Here is an 18322-nt window from a genome sequence, read left to right as displayed (position 1 = left end):
CGGTCAAACCGACACCTGCGTGCCGAGTTCGACCACACGGCCGGGCGGAATGTGGAAGAAGTCGGTGGGATTGGCGGCGTTGCGCATGAGGAAGATGAACAACCGGTCCTGCCACAGGGGCATGCCTTCGGTGGCGGAAGGCACGACGGAGCGGCGGCCGAGGAAGAAGCTGGTCGACATGATGTCGAACTTCAAACCCTGTTTGCGGCAGACGCCAAGCGCCTTGGGCACGTTGGGTTGTTCCATGAAGCCGTAGGAGATGACCAGCTTCTTGAAGTCGTCAGATATCGGCTCGATCGAGACCCGGTTGGCGGGATCGACGCGGGGCCGGTCGGTGGTGCGGACGGTCAGGATGACGTTCTTCTCGTGCAGCACCTTGTTGTGCTTGAGATTGTGCATCAGGGCGACCGGGGCGATGTCCGGGTCGCTGGTCAGGAAGATGGCCGTGCCCGGCGCGCGGTGGGGCGGACGGGCGCGGAGCATCTCGATCAGGTCGATCAGCGGCAGGCTGTCCTTGCGGGTCTTGGCGGTCAGAATCTGGGTGCCGCGCACCCAGGTCCACATCAGCAACACCAGCGCCGCGCCGAGCACCAGCGGCATCCAGGCGCCGTCCGGAATCTTCAGCAGGTTCGAGGTCAGGAAGACGGTGTCGATGAAGCCGAACGGGATCAGGCAGCCCAGCACCGCCCACATCGGCCATTTCCACTTCTTGGTGATGACCGAATACGACATCAGGGTGTTGACCAGCATGGTGCCGGTGACCGCCACGCCATAGGCGGCGGTCAGGTTATGCGAGCTCTGGAAGACGACCAGCAGCACCAGTACGCCCACCATCAGCAGGGTGTTCACCGCCGGGACGAAGATCTGGCCGGCCTGACTCTCGGAGGTGTTCAGGATCTGGATGCGGGGCAGAAGGCCCAGCTGGACGGCCTGCTGGGTGACCGAGAAGGCCCCGGTGATGACAGCCTGCGAGGCGATCACGGTGGCGGCGGTCGCCAGCCCCAGCATCGGCCAGTAAACGACCTGCGGCACCATGCTCCAGAACGGATTCTCCGAGGCGGCGGGGTTGTCGAGGATCAGGGCGCCCTGACCCAGATAGTTCAGCGTCAGGCAGGGCAGGACGAAGAACATCCAGCCGGCGCGGATGGGCGACTTACCGAAATGGCCCATGTCCGCATACAGGGCCTCGGCCCCGGTCACGGCCAGGAAGACACTGCCCAGAATGACGAAGCCCAGGAAGCCGTCGTTGATCAGCAGTTGCACGCCGTAGTGGGGCGACAGGGCGCGCAGGATCGAGATGTCGTCGAAGATGTGGATCAGGCCCAGCACGCCCAGGCTCAGGAACCAGACGGCGGTGATCGGGCCGAACCATTTGGCCAGACCGGCGGTGCCGCGCGCCTGAACCATGAACAGGGCGATCAGGATGCCCGCCGAGACCGGCACGATGAAGGGGTCGAGCGATCCGCCCATTCCCGGGGCTTCCTTGACGCCCTCGATGGCCGACAGGACCGAGATGGCGGGCGTGATGATGCCGTCGCCATAGAACAGGGCCGCGCCGCAGACGCCGAGAATGAAGATCAGGGCCGAGCGCCGTCCGACGGCGTTCTGGGCCAAGGCCATCAGGGCCAGGGTGCCGCCTTCGCCCTTGTTGTCCGCGCGCATGAGGAAGAAGACGTATTTGAACGTCACCACCACCATCAGGGCCCAGAAGGCCAGCGAGACCACGCCGATGACGGCCAGGTCGCCGCCCACGCCGTCGCGGGCATGGTCGATGGCTTCCCGCAGGGCGTAGAGCGGGCTGGTGCCGATGTCGCCGAAGACGACGCCGATGGCGCCGATGATCAGGCCGAACTTGCCGGCCTTGCCGACCGCATGGCCGTGACCGTGCGCATCCGCGCCGGGGGCGGCGGAAGCAGGATTCGCGGTTTGGGAAGAGGTCAGGTCGCCGGCGCCGGTCGCGCCGTCTTCACCTTGGGGAGAGGCCCCGGCCATGAAGTTCCTCCGGGGCTCCGCTTTGGCGCGGCCCCATCAAAGAGCGGCGAGCCTTTAGGCCCTTTCAATCGGCGTTTCAATCGTGCTGCATGTGCGAAGGTTGCGTCTGTTTGTGAAACGCGGATGGAACGCCTATCTTGGGGGTTGAAAAGAGCGCCCATGTCCGACAGCCAACGATTCCCCGTCGCCGCCCACTCCCTGGCCTATCTGGCCCACAAGGGCGCGTACTCGCCGGCCGAAGCCGCGCCGAGCGCGGTGCTGGCCGCGTCGGTGCCGACCAACCCCGTGGTGGTGCGCCGCGTGACCGCCCTGCTGGCCAAGGCCGGGCTGATCGCGACCCGTCCCGGTGCGTCCGGCGGCGCCTGGCTGCTGCGCCGCCCCGAGGATATTCGCCTGGATGAGGTGCTGAAGGCCGTCAACGGTTGCGCCCACATCGGCTCGACTCCGGCGGGCGCCCGCGGCTGCCCGGTCAGCGAGCATATCCCGCGTCAGGTGGCCAAGGCCCTGACCGCCGCCGATGAAGCGGCGACGGCGGCTCTGGCCAAGATCACCATCGCCGACCTGCTGGCGGAAAACCCGGCGTCTCTGGCGGGTTTCGCGCTCCACAAATCCTGCCCCGTCGCCGCCTGATCCGCGCGTGAATCCCGGAAATCGCCGCACAGCCCTGATCACCGGCGCGTCGGCGGGCATCGGCGCCGCCCTGGCGCGCGTCTATGCCGGCGAGGGCTGGGATCTGATCCTGACCGCCCGTCGCGAGGCGCCGTTGCAGGCGCTGGCCGGGGAACTGCGGCGGATGGGGTCCGCCGTCACGGTCCTGACCGCCGATCTGGCCGATCCGGCCGCGCCGCGCGCCCTGTATGAGGCCGTGCTCGAGCGCGGGCTGATGGTCGACGCCCTGATCAACAATGCGGGCTTCAGCCGGACCGAGGGCTTCCTTCAGACGGATCCGGCCGATCACGCGGCCATGATCCGGGTGATGCTGAGCGCGCCGGTCGAGCTGGCCCGCCTGTTCGCGCCCGACATGGTCGCCCGCAGCTATGGCCGCATCCTGAACGTCGCCTCTCTGGCGGGTCGGATGCCCGCGACCGGCGGCGACACCCTGTACGGGCCGATCAAGAGCTTCCTGATCAAGGCCTCGCAGGGGCTGTATCTGGAACTGCTCGACACCGGTGTGTACGTCACCGTGCTTTGCCCCGGCTACACCCTGACCGAATTCCACGACGTCAACGGCACGCGCGACGAGGTCTCGACCGCCTATCCCGCCTGGATGTGGCAGACGGCCGAACACGTCGCCCGCGTCGGCTATGACGCCGTCGAGGCCAACCGCCCGCAGGTCACGCCGGGGTTCATGAACAACCTGCTGGCCGGTCTGGCCAAACACCTGCCCGACCGCATCGCCCTGAACATGGTCGGCGGGCACGCGAAACGGCTGAAGCGGATCTAGGGCCGGAAAAGCAAAAGGGCCCGGTCCGAAGACCGAGCCCTTTAAAGCTTCGACTGGAGCGGGCGAGGCGATTCGAACGCCCGACCCTCACCGTGGCGATCTGGGGGCGGCCCATGACGCCAAACAAAAAGGCCCGGTCCGAAGACCGAGCCTTTTGCTGTTCCAAACTGGAGCGGGCGAGGCGATTCGAACGCCCGACCCTCACCTTGGCAAGGTGATGCTCTACCCCTGAGCTACGCCCGCGCTTCAGTTGGAGGCGGGCGTATAGCGGACGCTTTCGACATCCGGCAAGTCCCTTTTTGAAAAAACTGCGCTCAAGCAGCGAATGACGGCGTCATGAGCGCTAGCGCGCTTACCGCGGCGCCAGACGGATGGCGCCGTCGAGGCGGATGCATTCGCCGTTGATGTAGACGTTGCGGGCCAGCTCCAGCACCAGCGAGGCGTAGTCGGCGGGGGTGCCGAGGCGGCTGGGGAAGGGGATGGCGGCGGCGAGGCTGTCCTGAACCTTCTGGTCCATGCCGGCCATCATCGGCGTCCACATGATGCCGGGCAGGATGGTGTTGCAGCGGACGCCTTCCTGGGCGAGGTCGCGGGCGATGGGCAGGGTCATGGCGTAGACGCCGCCCTTGGACGCCGAATAGGCCGCCTGACCGATCTGGCCGTCCTGGGCCGCCACCGAGGCGGTATTGACGATCAGGCCGCGCTCGCCGTCAGCCATGGGCTCCAGCGTCACCATGCCCGCCGCCGATTGCGACAGGACCCGGAAGGTGCCGAACAGGTTGATCCGGACCGTGCGCTCGAACGACGCCATGTCGTGAGCGCGGATCTCGCCGGTGTCCTTCTTGCGGCTGACGGTCTTCTGGCCGGTGGCGATGCCGGCGCAGTTGATGGTCAGGCGCTCCTGCCCGTGGGCCGCGCGGGCCTTGGCGAAGGCGGCGGCGACCTCTTCATCGGAGGTGACGTCGACCTTGCAGAAGATCCCGCCGATCTCCCTCGCGACGGCCTCGCCCTTTTCCTCGTTCATGTCGAACAGGGCGACCTTGGCGCCGGTGGCGGCGATGGCGCGGGCGGTGCCTTCACCGAGGCCCGAGGCGCCGCCGGTGACCACCGCGGCGATGCTGCTGTCGAGTTTCATGTCCGGAGACCCTATGTGTTGTTGTGAACCGAGACTGTCGCGGGGGATTTAGCCGCCATGACCACCAATGCCAAACCTGCCGCCGGGGCAGCCAACCCCGAAAACGCGCTGGACCCGTCCTACGCCCTCGTGCCCGCCGTCCAGCAGGTGAACGAGGCGCGGGTGCGCCGGGGCTTCTGGCCCAAGATCCGGCGCACGGCGGCGCGCATCCCCTTCGCCGATCAGGTGCTGTCGGTCTGGTACGCGGCGCGCGACCCGGAGACCCCGACGGCGGCCAAGGGCATCATGCTGGGGGCGCTGGCCTATTTCGTCCTTCCGACGGACGCCATCCCGGACCTGTTCGCCGTGGTCGGCTTCACCGACGACGCGGCGGTGTTCGCGGCCCTGCTGGCGACGCTGGGGGCGAACATCAAGGCGCGGCACCGGGAACTGGCCCGGACCGCGCTTGATCATCTGAAAGGCGATCAGGACTGAGCGGGGCTCAGTCCTCGACGGTCACCACGACCTTGCCCATGACCGAGCGGTCGCCCAGCGCCTGAATGGCCTCGTGAGCGCGTTCAAGCGGGAAGGTGCGGCTGATGCGGGGCTTGATCTTGCCCTCGCTCCAGAACCTGAACAGGTCGGCCATGTTGGCGACGTGCAGCGACGGATCGCGGGCCACGGCGGCGCCCCAGAAGACGCCGATCACCGACACCGATTTCAGCAGGGTCAGGTTCAGCGGCAGGGACGGAATGCCCGCCGGGAAGCCGACCACCAGATAGCGGCCGTTCCAGTCCATGGCGCGCAGGGCCGGCTCGCAGTAGTCGCCGCCGACGCCGTCATAGACCACGTCGGGGCCGTCGCGGCCCGAGGCCAGTTTCAGCTCGCCTGACAGCTCCTTCTGGGCCGTCTTGTCCATCTTGCCCGACGGATAGATCAGGCCGTTGTCGGCCCCGGCTTCCAACGCGAACTGGACCTTGTCGTTGGTCGAGGCGGCGGCGATGACGTGGGCGCCCATGGCCTTGCCCAGTTCGACGGCGGCGACGCCGACACCGCCCGCGGCGCCCAGCACCAGCAGGCTTTCCCCCGCCTTCAGCTGCGCCCGGTCCTTCAGGGCGTAGTAGGAGGTGCCGTAGGTCATCACCAGCGAGGCGGCGGTCTGGAAATCCATGCCGTCGGGAATCTTGATGACCTGACTGGCGGGCACGGCCAGCCGTTCGACCATGCCGCCCCAGCCGGGCACGGCGATGACGCGGTCGCCCTTGAAGACGCCCTTCACGCCCTCGCCGACGGCCTCGATGATACCGGCCACCTCACCGCCCGGCGAGAAGGGGCGCTGCGGCTTGAACTGGTATTTGTCCTCGATGATCAGGGTGTCGGGGAAGTTGACCCCGATGGCCTTCACCTCGATCACCACCTCGCCCTTCTGCGGGCGGGGGTCCAGAACCTCCTCGACGACCAGGGTTTCGGGGCCGCCGGGGGCCTTGGACAGAACAGCGCGCATGAAATCTCTCTCTAGGGGCGACGCGCGGACGCGCGACGGTGCGGGGAGTCGGACGGGAGATGACGCACCCAGCCGGTGATGGATAGCCGGGGCGCGCCGGCGAAGGGCGTGACGAAGGAGACGGCGTGCTCCGCCGGCACGCGGAAAAGGTTCAGCGCATTCCAGGCGGGCGCGTAGGCTTCGGCCAGATGGCCGTCCTCGTCGATGAAGGTCAGCAGTCCGCCCCAGTCCGTACGCCAGCGTGGCGTCAGGTTCAGCACATAGGCGTACAGCCGCCCGGCCTCCGGCTTTTTGTCGTCGTGCTGCGTCAGATAGTGGCCGGCCTCGAAGCGGGTCGCCTGGGCATCGACATGATTGGGTCGTTCATCGCCGGTCAGGGCGCGAACGAAGTCGAGGAAGGCCGGACTGTTCAGGAAGGCGTAGCCGGCGGCCAGCGCCGGATGGATCGACTCGCCCTTCTCGATCAGGTCGCTGACCCGCAGGCTGTCGAACATATAGTGGAAGCCGTCGCGCGCCTCGGCGTGGGCCAGGCTGAAGAATCGCGCCGCCTGTTGGGGCGTGAAGGCGTCGAAATGCTCGACCGGGATGTCGATGTTCTGGCCGCCGCCCCGGGTGGAGCAGACCCACATGGTCTCGGCGGCGAGGGCGTCGTGCAGGGCGGCCGCCGAGTGCGGGGCCAGGAAACCCGGGATGTGGATGCGACCATGGGCCTTGAAGGCAGCGGCCATGGCGCGACCGTCCAGCGCCGGATCAATGGTGATCGTCGCGCCCTTGGTCGTATTCCCCGTTCCCGGTGCTTGCATGCGTCGCCCCTTGCAGCGCATGGACGGTGATCTTCCGTCCACACCGGAAGACGCTAGCAGTCCCGGCACGAGATAAAAGACCTCAATGACCCAACCCGCCCTCATCCTTCACGGCGGCGCCGGTGCGCGGCGCGAACGCAACTATGACCGGGAGGTCGTGCACATGCGCGAGGTTGTCGAGGCGATGAAGGTTCGGCTGGACCGGGGCGACAGCGCGCTGGACGTCGCGGTCGCGGCGGTCGTGATGCTGGAGGACTCGGGTCTCTATGTCGCCGGACGGGGCGCCTCGCCGAATCTGGCCGGGGCCTATGAGCTGGACGCCAGCATCATGGATGGTGCGACGAAGCGGGCGGGCGCCGTGGCGGCGCTGCAGGGCTTCCGCAATCCGGTGGTGGCCGCGCGCGCGGTGATGGACCGGACGCCACACGTCATGCTGGCCGGCGAGGGCGCGGCCCTGTTCGCGCTGGATCAGGGACTGGAGCCCATCGCCGATGAAGAGGCCTGGTTCACGCGCGCCGGCAAGGGCGAGGACAACCATCCGCCGGGCACGCTGAGCCACGGCACGGTGGGCTGCTGCGTGCTGGACAGCGAGGGTCGGCTGGCGGCCGCGACCTCGACCGCCGGGGTTTTCGGCAAGATGCCGGGCCGGGTCGGGGACACCCCGATACCCGCCGCCGGGACGTGGGCGGACGGCAATGTCGCCGTCTCGGGCACCGGGCAGGGTGAATACTTCATTCGCGTCGCCGCCACGGCCCAGACGGCCTGGCGAGTGGCGGCGGGTCAATCGTTGAGCGTGGCCGCTCAGGCGGTTATCGACGAGATCGGCGCCATGGGCGGCGACGGGGGTCTGATCGCGCTGGACCGCGAAGGCAACATCACCGCCCCGTTCAACAGCCAGGGCATGAAGCGCGCCTGGCTGACGCCCGCCGGGGAGATCGGTGTCGAGGTCTTCGGGCGCTGAACCCGGGCGGAAGCGTCGGCTGACGCGGGGTGACCTGTTCCGCGCATGACACAGGCTGCCGCCCGGTCCCCGCCGGATCGGGCCCTCGTGTTGCGGCGTCGGGCCTTATGTGGGAAAGCCCGCGCGCGGTTTTGACGGGCCGGTGGCCAACCTGATCGCGACTGGATCAAGGAGGCCCTCATGCTCGAAGCCTATCGCTCCCACGTCGCCGAACGCGCGGCGCTCGGCATCCCGCCGCTCCCGCTGTCGGCGGAGCAGACCGCGGACCTGATCGAGCTGATCAAGGCGCCCCCGGCCGGTGAGTCCGAACAGGAACTGCTGGACCTACTGACGCATCGCGTGCCGCCCGGCGTGGATGACGCGGCCAAGGTGAAGGCGTCTTTCCTGTCGGCGGTGGCGCATGGCGATTTCGCGGTTCCGGCCCTGTCGCGCGAGCGCGCGACCGAGCTGCTGGGCACCATGGTGGGCGGTTACAACGTCAAGCCGCTGATCGACCTGCTGACGGATGCGGTGGTCGGCGCGGTCGCGGCCGAGGGCCTGAAGAAGACCCTGCTGATGTTCGACTTCTTCCATGACGTCGCCGAACTGGCCAGGGGCGGCAACGTCAACGCCCAGGCCGTGATCCGGTCGTGGGCCGACGCCGAATGGTTCACCTCGCGCGACAAGGTCGCCGAGAAGATCACCGTCACCGTGTTCAAGGTGACCGGCGAGACCAACACCGATGACCTGTCGCCGGCGCCCGACGCCTGGTCGCGTCCGGACATCCCGCTGCACTATCTGGCCATGCTGAAGAACGCGCGCCCGGGCATCACCCCGGAGCAGGACGGCGTGCGTGGTCCGATGCAGTTCATCGAGGACCTGAAGGCCAGGGGCCATCTGGTCGCCTATGTCGGCGACGTGGTCGGCACCGGTTCGTCGCGCAAATCGGCGACCAACAGCGTGATCTGGGCCACCGGCGAGGACATTCCGTTCGTGCCGAACAAGCGCTTCGGCGGCGTGACCCTGGGCGGCAAGATCGCCCCGATCTTCTTCAACACCCAGGAAGACTCCGGCGCCCTGCCGATCGAGGTCGACGTCTCGAACCTCAACATGGGCGACGTCATCGACATCTATCCCTACGCCGGGAGATCGAGAAGGACGGCCAGACGGTCGCCGACTTCGAGCTGAAGTCGCAGGTCCTGCTGGACGAGGTGCAGGCCGGCGGCCGCATCAACCTGATCATCGGCCGGTCGCTGACCGCCCGCGCGCGTGAGGCGCTGGGCCTGCCGGCCTCGACCGCGTTCCGCCTGCCGGTCACGCCGGAGGACAGCGGCAAGGGCTTTACCCTCGCCCAGAAGATGGTCGGCCGCGCCTGCGGTCTGCCGGAAGGTCAGGGCGTGCGTCCGGGCACCTATTGCGAGCCCAGGATGACCACGGTCGGCTCGCAGGACACCACCGGTCCGATGACCCGTGACGAGCTGAAGGATCTGGCCTGCCTCGGCTTCTCGGCCGACATGGTGATGCAGTCCTTCTGCCACACCGCCGCCTATCCGAAGCCGGTGGATGTGAAGACGCACCGCGAACTGCCGCAGTTCGTCTCGAACCGCGGCGGCGTGGCCCTGCGTCCGGGCGACGGCGTGATCCACTCGTGGCTGAACCGCCTGCTGCTGCCCGACACGGTCGGCACCGGCGGCGACAGCCACACCCGCTTCCCCATCGGCATCTCCTTCCCGGCCGGTTCGGGTCTGGTGGCCTTCGGCGCCGCCACCGGCGTGATGCCGCTGGACATGCCGGAATCGATCCTCGTCCGCTTCAAGGGCGAGATGCAGCCGGGCATCACCCTGCGCGATCTGGTGCACGCCATCCCCTACTACGCCATCAAACAGGGCCTGCTGACGGTGGCCAAGGCGGGCAAGGTCAACGCCTTCTCGGGCCGTATCCTCGAGATCGAGGGCCTGCCGGATCTGAAGGTGGAACAGGCGTTCGAACTGACCGACGCCTCGGCCGAGCGTTCAGCGGCGGGCTGCACCGTCAAGCTGAACAAGGAACCGATCATCGAGTACATGACCTCGAACATCGTGCTCATGAAGACCATGATCGCCGACGGTTACGCCGACGCTCGCACCCTGCAACGTCGGATCGACGCCATGGAGCTGTGGCTCGCCCATCCGAACCTGCTGGAAGCCGATGCGGACGCCGAATACGCCCACGTCATCGAAATCGATCTGGCCGAGGTGACCGAGCCGGTCCTGTGCGCCCCGAACGATCCCGACGACGCGCGCCTGCTGTCCGAGGTGCAGGAGACCCCGATCGACGAGGTCTTCATCGGCTCGTGCATGACCAACATCGGCCACTTCCGCGCCGCCTCGCTGCTGCTGAAGGGCAAGAAGGACATCCCGACCCGTCTGTGGGTCGCCCCGCCGACCAAGATGGACGCCTCCGAACTGACCAGGGAGGGCCATTACTCGACCCTCGGCGGCGCCGGCGCCCGTATGGAAATGCCGGGCTGCTCGCTGTGCATGGGCAATCAGGCGCAGGTGAAGGAAGGCGCGACCGTGGTCTCGACCTCGACCCGCAACTTCCCCAACCGTCTGGGCAAGGGCTCGAACGTCTACCTGGCCTCTGCCGAGTTGGCGGCCGTCGCCTCCAAGCTGGGCCGCATCCCGACCGTGGCGGAATACATGGCCGAGATGGGCGTCATCGACGCCGACCGCGCCGAGGTCTACCGCTACATGAATTTCGACCAGATCCCCGAATACGCGGATCGCGTCGCCGCCGGGTAAGGGCGGACGTCAGTCGGAAACGACAAAGGGCCGGTGGATCGCTCCACCGGCCCTTTTTGATTCTGGGGTGAGGCGGGAATCAATCCGAAGCGACGGTTGGTACGCTGTCAGGAAGGCAACTTTTGGCTGAATGGCCATCGCTTGTGCCGATTTACAAACTTCATTCGGTCGCCCGATGTCGACGAGAGCATGCGGACGCTGAGACCGGCGACTAGGACTGGCCGGTCATCGACCGCGCCACGGCCTCGGCCACCTTGATCCCGTCCACGGCGGCCGAGAGGATGCCGCCCGCATAACCGGCGCCCTCGCCCGCGGGGAACAGCCCGCGCATGGTCAGGCTCTGGAAGTCCGCGCCGCGGGTCATGCGGATCGGCGACGAGGTGCGGGTCTCAACCCCGGTCAGCACGGCCTGGGTGTCGTCGTAGCGCGGGATCTTGCGGCCGAAGACCGGCAGGGCCTCGCGCATGGCGGCGATGACATAGTCGGGCATCAGGGGCGCCAGATCGGTCGGGCGTACACCGGGTTTGTAGCTGGGGACCACCTCGCCCAGCTCGGTCGAAGGCCGTCCCGCGAGGAAGTCGCCGACCAGCTGACCGGGCGCGAAATAGTCCCCGCCGCCGGCTGCATAGGCGCGGGTCTCCAGCTGCCGCTGCAGTTCGATCCCGGCCAGCGGGTGATCGCCGGGATAGTCCTCGGGCGAGATGCCGACGACGAAGCCGGAGTTGGCGTTCCGCTCGTTGCGCGAATACTGGCTCATGCCGTTGGTCACGACGCGGCCCGGCTCGCTGGTCGCCGCCACCACCGTTCCACCCGGGCACATGCAGAAGCTGTAGACGGTCCGCCCGTTCGAACAGTGGTGCGACAGGGAGTAGGCCGCCGCCCCCAGATCGGGGTGACCGGCGCAGGGGCCGAACAGGGCCCGGTCGATCCACGACTGCGGATGCTCGATGCGGAAGCCGATGGAGAAGGGCTTGGCCTCGATATGGACGCCCCGGTCGTACAGGGTCTGGAAGGTGTCGCGAGACGAATGGCCGATGGCGAAGACCACATGGTCGGCCTCCAGCACCTCGCCGGTGTGCAGGTGCAGCCCCTTCAGGGCGCCGTCCCGCATCTCTATGTCCACGACGCGATGCTCGAACCGGTACTCGCCGCCCAGGGCCTCGATCTTCTCGCGCATGGCCTCGACCATGGTCACCAGCCGGAAGGTGCCGATGTGTGGATGGGCCTCGGTCAGGATCTCCTCGGGCGCGCCGGCCGCGACGAACTCGGTCAGCACCTTGCGGGCCAGGAAGCGCGGATCCTTGATCTGGCTGTAGAGCTTGCCGTCCGAGAAGGTGCCGGCGCCGCCTTCGCCGAACTGGACGTTGGATTCGGGGTGCAGCTTGCTCTTGCGCCAGAGTTCCCAGGTGTCCTTCGTGCGCTCCCGCACCACCTTGCCCCGGTCCAAGATGATCGGCCGGAAGCCCATCTCGGCCAGGATCAGACCGGCGAACAGGCCACATGGCCCGGCCCCGACCACCACCGGCCTCAGGCGCATGTCCTTCGGCGCGACCGCGACAGGGTGATAGGTCACGTCCGGCGAAGGCCGGACATGCGGATCGTTTTCGAACCGGGCCAGCACCGCCGCCTCATCGCGGACTTCGACGTCGAGGATGTAGACCTTCAGGATCGCGGACTTCTTCCGCGCGTCGTGCGCCCGCTTCCACACCGACCAGCGGACGAGATCGTGCGCAGGCACGCCAAGACGCGTGGCGATCGCCTCGGGCAGGGCCTCGGGCGCGTGGTCGAGAGGCAGTTTGATTTCTGAAAGGCGCAGCATCGGCGCCTTTTAGCCGGTCGCCGCGCGAAGCGCATGAAAAAGGCCGGTGGATCGCTCCACCGGCCTTTCATTCTTGTTGCCCTATCGCGAGGCTCGCGGAGCCTCGCTGCTTGAGGGCGGTCTGGCTTAGTCGGCGGCGGCCGGAGCCTCGGCGACTTCACCGCCGGCCAGGTTCCGCAGCACGTAGGGCATGACGCCGCCGGCGCGCAGGTATTCCAGCTCGGTCTGGTTGTCGATGCGGCAGCGGACCGGGAAGCGGGCCATCTTGCCGTCCGACGGGCGGAACATCTCGACCCACAGGTCCTGACGGGGCTTCAACTTGCCGACGTTGGCGTCGGTCAGGCCGCGGATGGTGACGATCTCCTCGCCGGTCAGGCCCAGCTTGTGCCAGCCGTCCTGCTTGAACTGCAGCGGCACGACGCCCATGCCGATCAGGTTCGAGCGGTGGATGCGCTCGAAGCTCTCGGCGATGACGGCGCGGACGCCCAGCAGGTTGGTGCCCTTGGCCGCCCAGTCACGCGACGAGCCGGTGCCGTATTCCTTGCCGGCGAAGACGACCAGCGGACGGCCTTCTGACTGGTAGCGCATGGCCGCGTCGTAGATCGACATGACGTCGCCCGACGGGAAGTGCCTGGTGACGCCGCCCTCGATCTCCGGGGTGATCTTGTTGCGGATGCGGATGTTGGCGAAGGTGCCGCGCATCATGACTTCGTGGTGGCCGCGGCGTGCGCCGTAGCTGTTGAAGTCCAGGGCGTCGACGCCGTGGTTGGTCAGCCACTGACCGGCGGGCGAGGTCTTCTTGATCGAACCGGCCGGCGAGATGTGGTCGGTGGTGATCGAGTCGCCGAAGATGGCCAGCACGCGGCCTTCGACGATGTCCTGAACCGGCTTCGGCTCCATGGACAGGCCTTCGAAGTAGGGCGGGTTGGCGACGTAGGTCGAGGTGCCGTCCCACTCATAGGTCTGGCCGCCGGTGACCTTGATCGCCTGCCAGTGCTTATCGCCCTTGAAGACGTCCTTGTAGCGCTTGGCGAACATGGCCGGGGTCACGGACTTGCGCTGGATTTCGGCGACTTCGGCCGAGGTCGGCCAGATGTCCTTCAGGAAGACGTCATTGCCCTTCTTGTCCTGACCGATCGGGTCCTTGGTGATGTCGATGCGCATCGAGCCGGCCAGCGCATAGGCGACGACCAGCGGCGGCGAGGCCAGGTAGTTGGCCTGCACGTCCGGGTTCACGCGGCCTTCGAAATTGCGGTTGCCCGACAGGACCGAGGTGGCGACGATGCCGTTGTCGTTGATCGCCTTGGAGATCGCCGGGTCCAGCGGGCCCGAGTTGCCGATGCAGGTGGTGCAGCCGTAGCCGACCAGGTTGAAGCCGATGGCGTCCAGATCCTTCTGCAGGCCGGCGTCGGTCAGGTAGTCGGTGACGACCTGCGAGCCGGGGGCCAGCGAGGTCTTGACCCAGGGCTTGGGCTTCAGGCCCAGCGCCAGCGCCTTGCGCGCCACCAGACCGGCGGCGATCAGCACCGACGGGTTGGAGGTGTTTGTGCAGGAGGTGATGGCCGCGATGACGACGTCGCCGTCGCCGACCGTGAACTTCTCACCCTCGACCGCGACGCGTTCGGCGTCGGCGGCGCGGGCGAAGGTGCCGGTCAGGTGGCCTTCGAACTCGGGGGCGGCGGTGGTCAGTTCGACGCGGTCCTGCGGACGCTTCGGACCGGCCAGCGACGGCACGACCGAGGCCAGATCCAGTTCCAGCGTGTCGGTGAAGACCGGCTCTTCGGAGTTTTCGTCGATCCACAGGCCCTGCGCCTTGGCGTAGGCCTCGACCAGGGCGACGCGCGCCTTGTCACGACCGGTGGCGGTCAGGAAGTCGATGGTGGCTTGCGACACCGGGAAGAAGCCGCAGGTGGCGCCGTATTCCGGGGCCATGTTGGCGATGGTCGCCTGATCTTCCAGCGTCAGGCCGGTCAGGGCGTCGCCGAAGAACTCCACGAACTTGCCGACCACGCCCTTCTTGCGGAGCATCTGGGTGACGGTCAGCACCAGATCGGTGGCGGTCGCGCCTTCCGGCAGCTTGCCGGTCAGCTTGAAGCCGATGACTTCCGGGATCAGCATCGGGATCGGCTGGCCCAGCATGGCGGCTTCAGCCTCGATGCCGCCGACGCCCCAGCCCAGAACGGCCAGGCCGTTGATCATGGTGGTGTGGCTGTCGGTGCCGACCACGGTGTCCGGGTAGGCGACGGTCTTCTTGCCTTCTTCCAGCGTCCAGACGGTCTGGGCCAGATTTTCCAGGTTCACCTGGTGGCAGATGCCGGTGCCGGGGGGCACGACGCGGAAATTATTGAAGGCCGACGACCCCCAGCGCAGGAAGTTGTAGCGCTCGATGTTGCGCTCGTACTCACGCTCGACGTTCTGGTTGAAGGCCTTGGCGGTGCCGAAGTGGTCGACCATGACCGAGTGGTCGATGACCAGATCGACGGGGACCAGCGGGTTGATCTTGGTGGCGTCGGCGCCGAGCTTGGCCATGGCGTCGCGCATCGCGGCCAGATCCACGACGGCCGGAACACCGGTGAAGTCCTGCATCAGCACGCGGGCCGGGCGGAAGGCGATCTCGTGCTCGACCGAGCCCTTGTTCTCGATCCAGGCGGCGACGGCCTTGAGGTCAGCCTCGGTCACCGAGACGCCGTCCTCGTTGCGCAGCAGGTTCTCCAGCAGCACCTTCATCGAGCGCGGCAGGCGGGAAATCCCGGTCAGACCGGCTTCCTCGGCGGCGGGAAGGCTGTAATAGGCGTATTTCTTGCGCCCGACCGAAAGGTCCTGGCGGGTCTTGAGGCTGTCGATCGACGGCATGGAGAAGCGTCCTCTGGTCAAAGCCGCCCGACAATCCGGTTGCACGTTCGCGCTCTCGTCGGCGGGGCGCACAGGGTCCCGTCGCGCGCGGCGAACGCCTGCTGCGGCGTTCGGGCATATAGCGATGGTTCCCCCCTCCGTCCATGAATCCATGACGTCAGAAGGGGCATTGATAGCGGCTCGCAACTGGAGCCCTTTCAGATGATCACCGTCGATGGTCTGACCCTGTCGCGCGGCGAACGGGTTCTGTTCCGAAATCTTTCCTTTTCAGTGGCTTCCGGCGAGGCCGTGGCCCTGACCGGCGCGAACGGGGCGGGCAAGACCAGCCTGCTGCGGGCGCTGGCCGGCTTCCTGCGTCCGGACACGGGCAGCATCGCCTTCGCCGACGTCGAGGCGGACGAGGCGCGCACCAGACATCTGCACTGGCTGGGCCATCTGGACGGTCTGAAGGGCGCACGCCGGGCGCGGGAAGAACTGATGTTTCAGGCCCGGTGGCTGGGGGCCGGCGCGGACGGGCTCGCGGCGGCCGTGGATGTGCTGGCGCTGACCCCCCTGCTGGACCTGGAGGTGCGTAAGCTGTCGGCGGGGCAGAGGAGACGGCTGGCCTTCGCGCGACTGATCGCCGTGCAGCGCCCGATCTGGCTGCTGGACGAGCCGCTCAGCCCGCTGGACGCGCGCTGGCGCGAGGCCATGGGAGTGCTGATGAAGGCGCATCTGGATCGCGGCGGATGCATCCTCGCCGCCGTCCATGATCCCCTGCCGATCCCGGCGCGGTCTCTCGACATCGGCCTTGCCCCGGGAGGCGTCGCATGAAGGCGCTGATGACCCTCTGGCGGCGCGAACTGGCTTTGGCCTGGGCGGGCGGGGGCGGGCCCTTGCTGGCCTGCGGCTTCTTCCTGTGCCTGACGGTGCTGGTGCCGCTGGCCTCGGGCAGTGATCCGGCGGCGTTGAGACCGGTCGCGGGCGGCATCGCCTGGGTGGCGTTGGCGGTGTCCTCGATCCTGTCGCTGGAGCGGCTGTTCGAGCGGGATTTCGAGGACGGGACGCTGGACCTGCTGGCGCTCGGTCCCGCGCCGCTGGAGTTGGCGGTCATCGCCAAGGCCAAGGCGCAATGGCTGGCGGTCGGCTGGCCGCTGGCGGTGACCGCGCCGGTGGCGGCGATCACGCTCGGCCTGCCGGTGTCGCTGGCTCCGCTGGCCGCGCTGGCGGCCCTGATCGGCGGACTGGGCTTCGCCCTGACCGGCGCGCTGGGCGCGGCTTTGGCGTTGGGCTCGAAGCGCGGGGGTCTGCTGATCGCGGTGGTCGTCCTGCCCCTGTTCATCCCGCCGGTGGTGTTCGGGGCGGGAGCGCTGGAACGGGCGGCGAACGGTCAGTCGCCGGGACCGGCGCTGGCCTTCCTGATCGCCTATGTGCTGTTCGCCGCGGTGATCACGCCTTTCGCGGGCGCCGCGGCGATCCGCAACGCCCAGGGCTGAGCGGCGTCAGTTTTCCGGCAGGGTCCGGACCCAGGCCTGGAGGGCGGCGGTGTCGGTCATGTCGCCGTCGAAGACGTGGGCCGGGCGCTGGGGCTCGTTGTTGCCACGCTGACGACCGCGCCAGACCTTCATGGGAATGGCGATCTGCACAAGGCCGCTGGGCAGTTCGTCGCCGCGTACATCCATATAGACCGTGTCCGCCGAGGTCTCGCGACCGATCTGGATCCCGCCCATGGCCTTCCAGAGATCGACGGCGTCCAGACAGGCCGAGCCGCAGCCGGCGTCGGTCAGGACGAAGACCGGACCACGCACGACCCGGGTCGGGGCCGGGCGAGCCTCTTCCGGCGCGGTTTGGTCGTTTCCGTCGCGCCAGTAGGGTTGGCCCGCCGCGCGGGCGGCGGTCATGCCATCGATGATGCGGCGGGCCCAGTTGATCCGCTGGGCATCCGCGTTGGCGGCGGTCCACTCATCGAAATAGGCCTGAATGGCCTTCAGATTATCGTCAGAGGCACGCCACTCGATGGCTTCAATCGCCGGGAGCTGGTGCGAGGCCATCCAGTCGTCGCCCCACAGCGCCTGAGCCACCAGCTCACTCCAGTGGGAGGACCCGCCACCGTTGCCGCGCAGGTCCAGCACCACATAGGGAGCGGCGCGCAGTTCGGTCTGACGCGTTTTCATTTCCTCCATCAAAGGGGTGAGGGCCGCATAGGCGTCACTCCCGGGGTTCCCGTTGAAGGAGGGGGCCGAGAACCAGACGCCCCCGTCATCCAGCGTCTTCAGGCCGAACTCATAGTCCCCCCGGCCGCTCAGGGCCTGACGGCGGGCGGACAGGTCATCGGTCGCGATGGGACGCCAGTTCAGGGTCCAGCCGCGGGTCTGTCCGCCGACCTCGAAGCGGCAGTTGCGCATCTCGGGCGTCCAGGGATTGGAGGCGTTCATGAACAGCCAGTCGCCGTAGAGGACGTGCTGGGATTCCAGGAACCAGCGCCCCCGGAAAGCGCCGATCCGGTCGGCGCCGAGCTGATCCGCCGACACGCCGTCGCAATCGATCAGGCGGGCGCCGACGGGCGGGGTGTCGGCGTCGGTCTCGTCGCGGGTCATGACGATCTGGTCGCCGCCCTTGTCATTCGTCAGGAAGCCGGGCCAGCGGGTCGGAAAGCCGCCGGATTCCTTCAGGCCCATCTGCACGTGGCCGTCATCGAAGCTGGCGACATAGGCGCGCAGGGCCCACCACCAGCCGCCGGCGTCGGTGGTGGTTTCGGCCCGCTGCAACGCGGTCGCCAGTCCGGCCTCCGCCTTGGCGCGGAACCCGGGGTTCAGGGTATCGTAGGGGCCCGGATGGCTGTCCATGATGACGGCGTGCAGGGCTGTCACGTCCTCGCGCAGGGTCGCGGACCAGTCGCGCGGCGTGGTCAGGAAGGACGGCGCGGCGGGCGTCTCCTGGGCGGTGACGGGCGCGGCGGCCAGGGCCAGGACGACCGTCAGGCCGAGGGCCGGAGCGGCGGCGAGCAGGCGTGCGGTCATCGGTTTCCCCTCCGGTGTGACGCAAGCGCTACCGGAGGGGGCGACGGCCCGCCACTTAAGGCTTTGTAACC

The 18322-nt window shown here is 67.9% G+C and carries 13 protein-coding genes, 1 tRNA gene and 1 pseudogene; 7 read left to right on the top strand and 8 right to left on the bottom strand.

What is annotated here, in order from left to right; translation table 11 throughout:
* Positions 1-3: 3 nt before the first annotated feature.
* Complete coding sequence (locus tag ACODRV_RS04730; protein WP_141628152.1) at positions 4-1992, bottom strand: potassium transporter Kup; 1989 nt, start codon at positions 1990-1992, stop codon at positions 4-6.
* 159 nt (positions 1993-2151) lie between these two features.
* Between ACODRV_RS04730 and ACODRV_RS04725 the strand changes: the two genes are divergently transcribed.
* Both ACODRV_RS04725 and ACODRV_RS04720 read left to right on the top strand, forming a co-directional pair.
* Entirely contained in the window at positions 2152-2622 is a 471-nt protein-coding gene (locus ACODRV_RS04725) for an Rrf2 family transcriptional regulator (RefSeq protein WP_141628151.1), read from the top strand.
* Between the two features lie 7 nt (positions 2623-2629).
* Positions 2630-3436, top strand: coding sequence for an SDR family NAD(P)-dependent oxidoreductase (locus tag ACODRV_RS04720; RefSeq protein ID WP_488907594.1), 807 nt, complete (start codon positions 2630-2632; stop codon positions 3434-3436).
* Between the two features lie 168 nt (positions 3437-3604).
* Here ACODRV_RS04720 and ACODRV_RS04715 read toward each other — a convergent pair.
* A tRNA-Gly gene (locus ACODRV_RS04715) sits at positions 3605-3679 on the bottom strand.
* Positions 3680-3788: 109 nt separating this feature from the next.
* The gene (locus tag ACODRV_RS04710; RefSeq protein WP_488907593.1) at positions 3789-4571 is read right to left on the bottom strand and encodes an SDR family NAD(P)-dependent oxidoreductase; all 783 of its coding nucleotides are present in this window, start codon (positions 4569-4571) and stop codon (positions 3789-3791) included.
* Between the two features lie 57 nt (positions 4572-4628).
* Between ACODRV_RS04710 and ACODRV_RS04705 the strand changes: the two genes are divergently transcribed.
* Positions 4629-5045 (top strand): YkvA family protein, encoded by a 417-nt coding sequence (locus ACODRV_RS04705; protein ID WP_141628148.1) that lies wholly within the window; start codon positions 4629-4631, stop codon positions 5043-5045.
* 7 nt (positions 5046-5052) lie between these two features.
* Here ACODRV_RS04705 and ACODRV_RS04700 read toward each other — a convergent pair whose 3' ends face one another.
* Together ACODRV_RS04700 and ACODRV_RS04695 are read right to left on the bottom strand one after the other, a co-directional pair.
* Complete coding sequence (locus ACODRV_RS04700; protein WP_141628147.1) at positions 5053-6054, bottom strand: NADPH:quinone oxidoreductase family protein; 1002 nt, start codon at positions 6052-6054, stop codon at positions 5053-5055.
* An 11-nt stretch (positions 6055-6065) separates the two neighbouring features.
* Positions 6066-6857, bottom strand: coding sequence for a 2OG-Fe(II) oxygenase (locus ACODRV_RS04695; protein ID WP_488907592.1), 792 nt, complete (start codon positions 6855-6857; stop codon positions 6066-6068).
* Between the two features lie 85 nt (positions 6858-6942).
* On the opposite strand from ACODRV_RS04695, the gene ACODRV_RS04690 reads away from it, so the two are divergent.
* Together ACODRV_RS04690 and acnB are read left to right on the top strand one after the other, a co-directional pair.
* Positions 6943-7818, top strand: a complete 876-nt coding sequence (locus ACODRV_RS04690) for an isoaspartyl peptidase/L-asparaginase family protein (protein ID WP_488907591.1) — start codon at positions 6943-6945, stop codon at positions 7816-7818.
* A 180-nt stretch (positions 7819-7998) separates the two neighbouring features.
* Positions 7999-10580 (top strand): annotated as a pseudogene (gene acnB / locus ACODRV_RS04685) (bifunctional aconitate hydratase 2/2-methylisocitrate dehydratase).
* Positions 10581-10791: 211 nt separating this feature from the next.
* Here the strand turns inward: acnB and ACODRV_RS04680 are convergent.
* Both ACODRV_RS04680 and acnA read right to left on the bottom strand, forming a co-directional pair.
* Positions 10792-12399, bottom strand: a complete 1608-nt coding sequence (locus tag ACODRV_RS04680) for an NAD(P)/FAD-dependent oxidoreductase (protein ID WP_488907590.1) — start codon at positions 12397-12399, stop codon at positions 10792-10794.
* Between the two features lie 126 nt (positions 12400-12525).
* Positions 12526-15252, bottom strand: coding sequence for an aconitate hydratase AcnA (gene acnA / locus ACODRV_RS04675; RefSeq protein ID WP_141628142.1), 2727 nt, complete (start codon positions 15250-15252; stop codon positions 12526-12528).
* 201 nt (positions 15253-15453) lie between these two features.
* On the opposite strand from acnA, the gene ccmA reads away from it, so the two are divergent.
* A complete protein-coding gene (ccmA, locus tag ACODRV_RS04670; RefSeq protein WP_488907589.1) occupies positions 15454-16065 on the top strand; it encodes a heme ABC exporter ATP-binding protein CcmA in 612 nt (203 codons plus the stop codon).
* Positions 16062-16727, top strand: a complete 666-nt coding sequence (ccmB, locus tag ACODRV_RS04665; RefSeq protein WP_488907588.1) for a heme exporter protein CcmB — start codon at positions 16062-16064, stop codon at positions 16725-16727. The genes ccmA and ccmB overlap by 4 nt, the downstream gene beginning before the upstream one ends.
* Positions 16728-16733: 6 nt before the next feature.
* On the opposite strand, the gene ACODRV_RS04660 is transcribed toward ccmB, so the two are convergent.
* Complete coding sequence (locus ACODRV_RS04660; protein WP_488907587.1) at positions 16734-18251, bottom strand: S41 family peptidase; 1518 nt, start codon at positions 18249-18251, stop codon at positions 16734-16736.
* Positions 18252-18322: the final 71 nt, after the last annotated feature.

It is taken from the genome of Brevundimonas sp. FG8 (genome assembly GCF_057808845.1).
The sequence above is the reverse complement of the archived record's forward strand: the minus strand, read 5'-3'. Positions and strand labels throughout refer to the sequence as shown.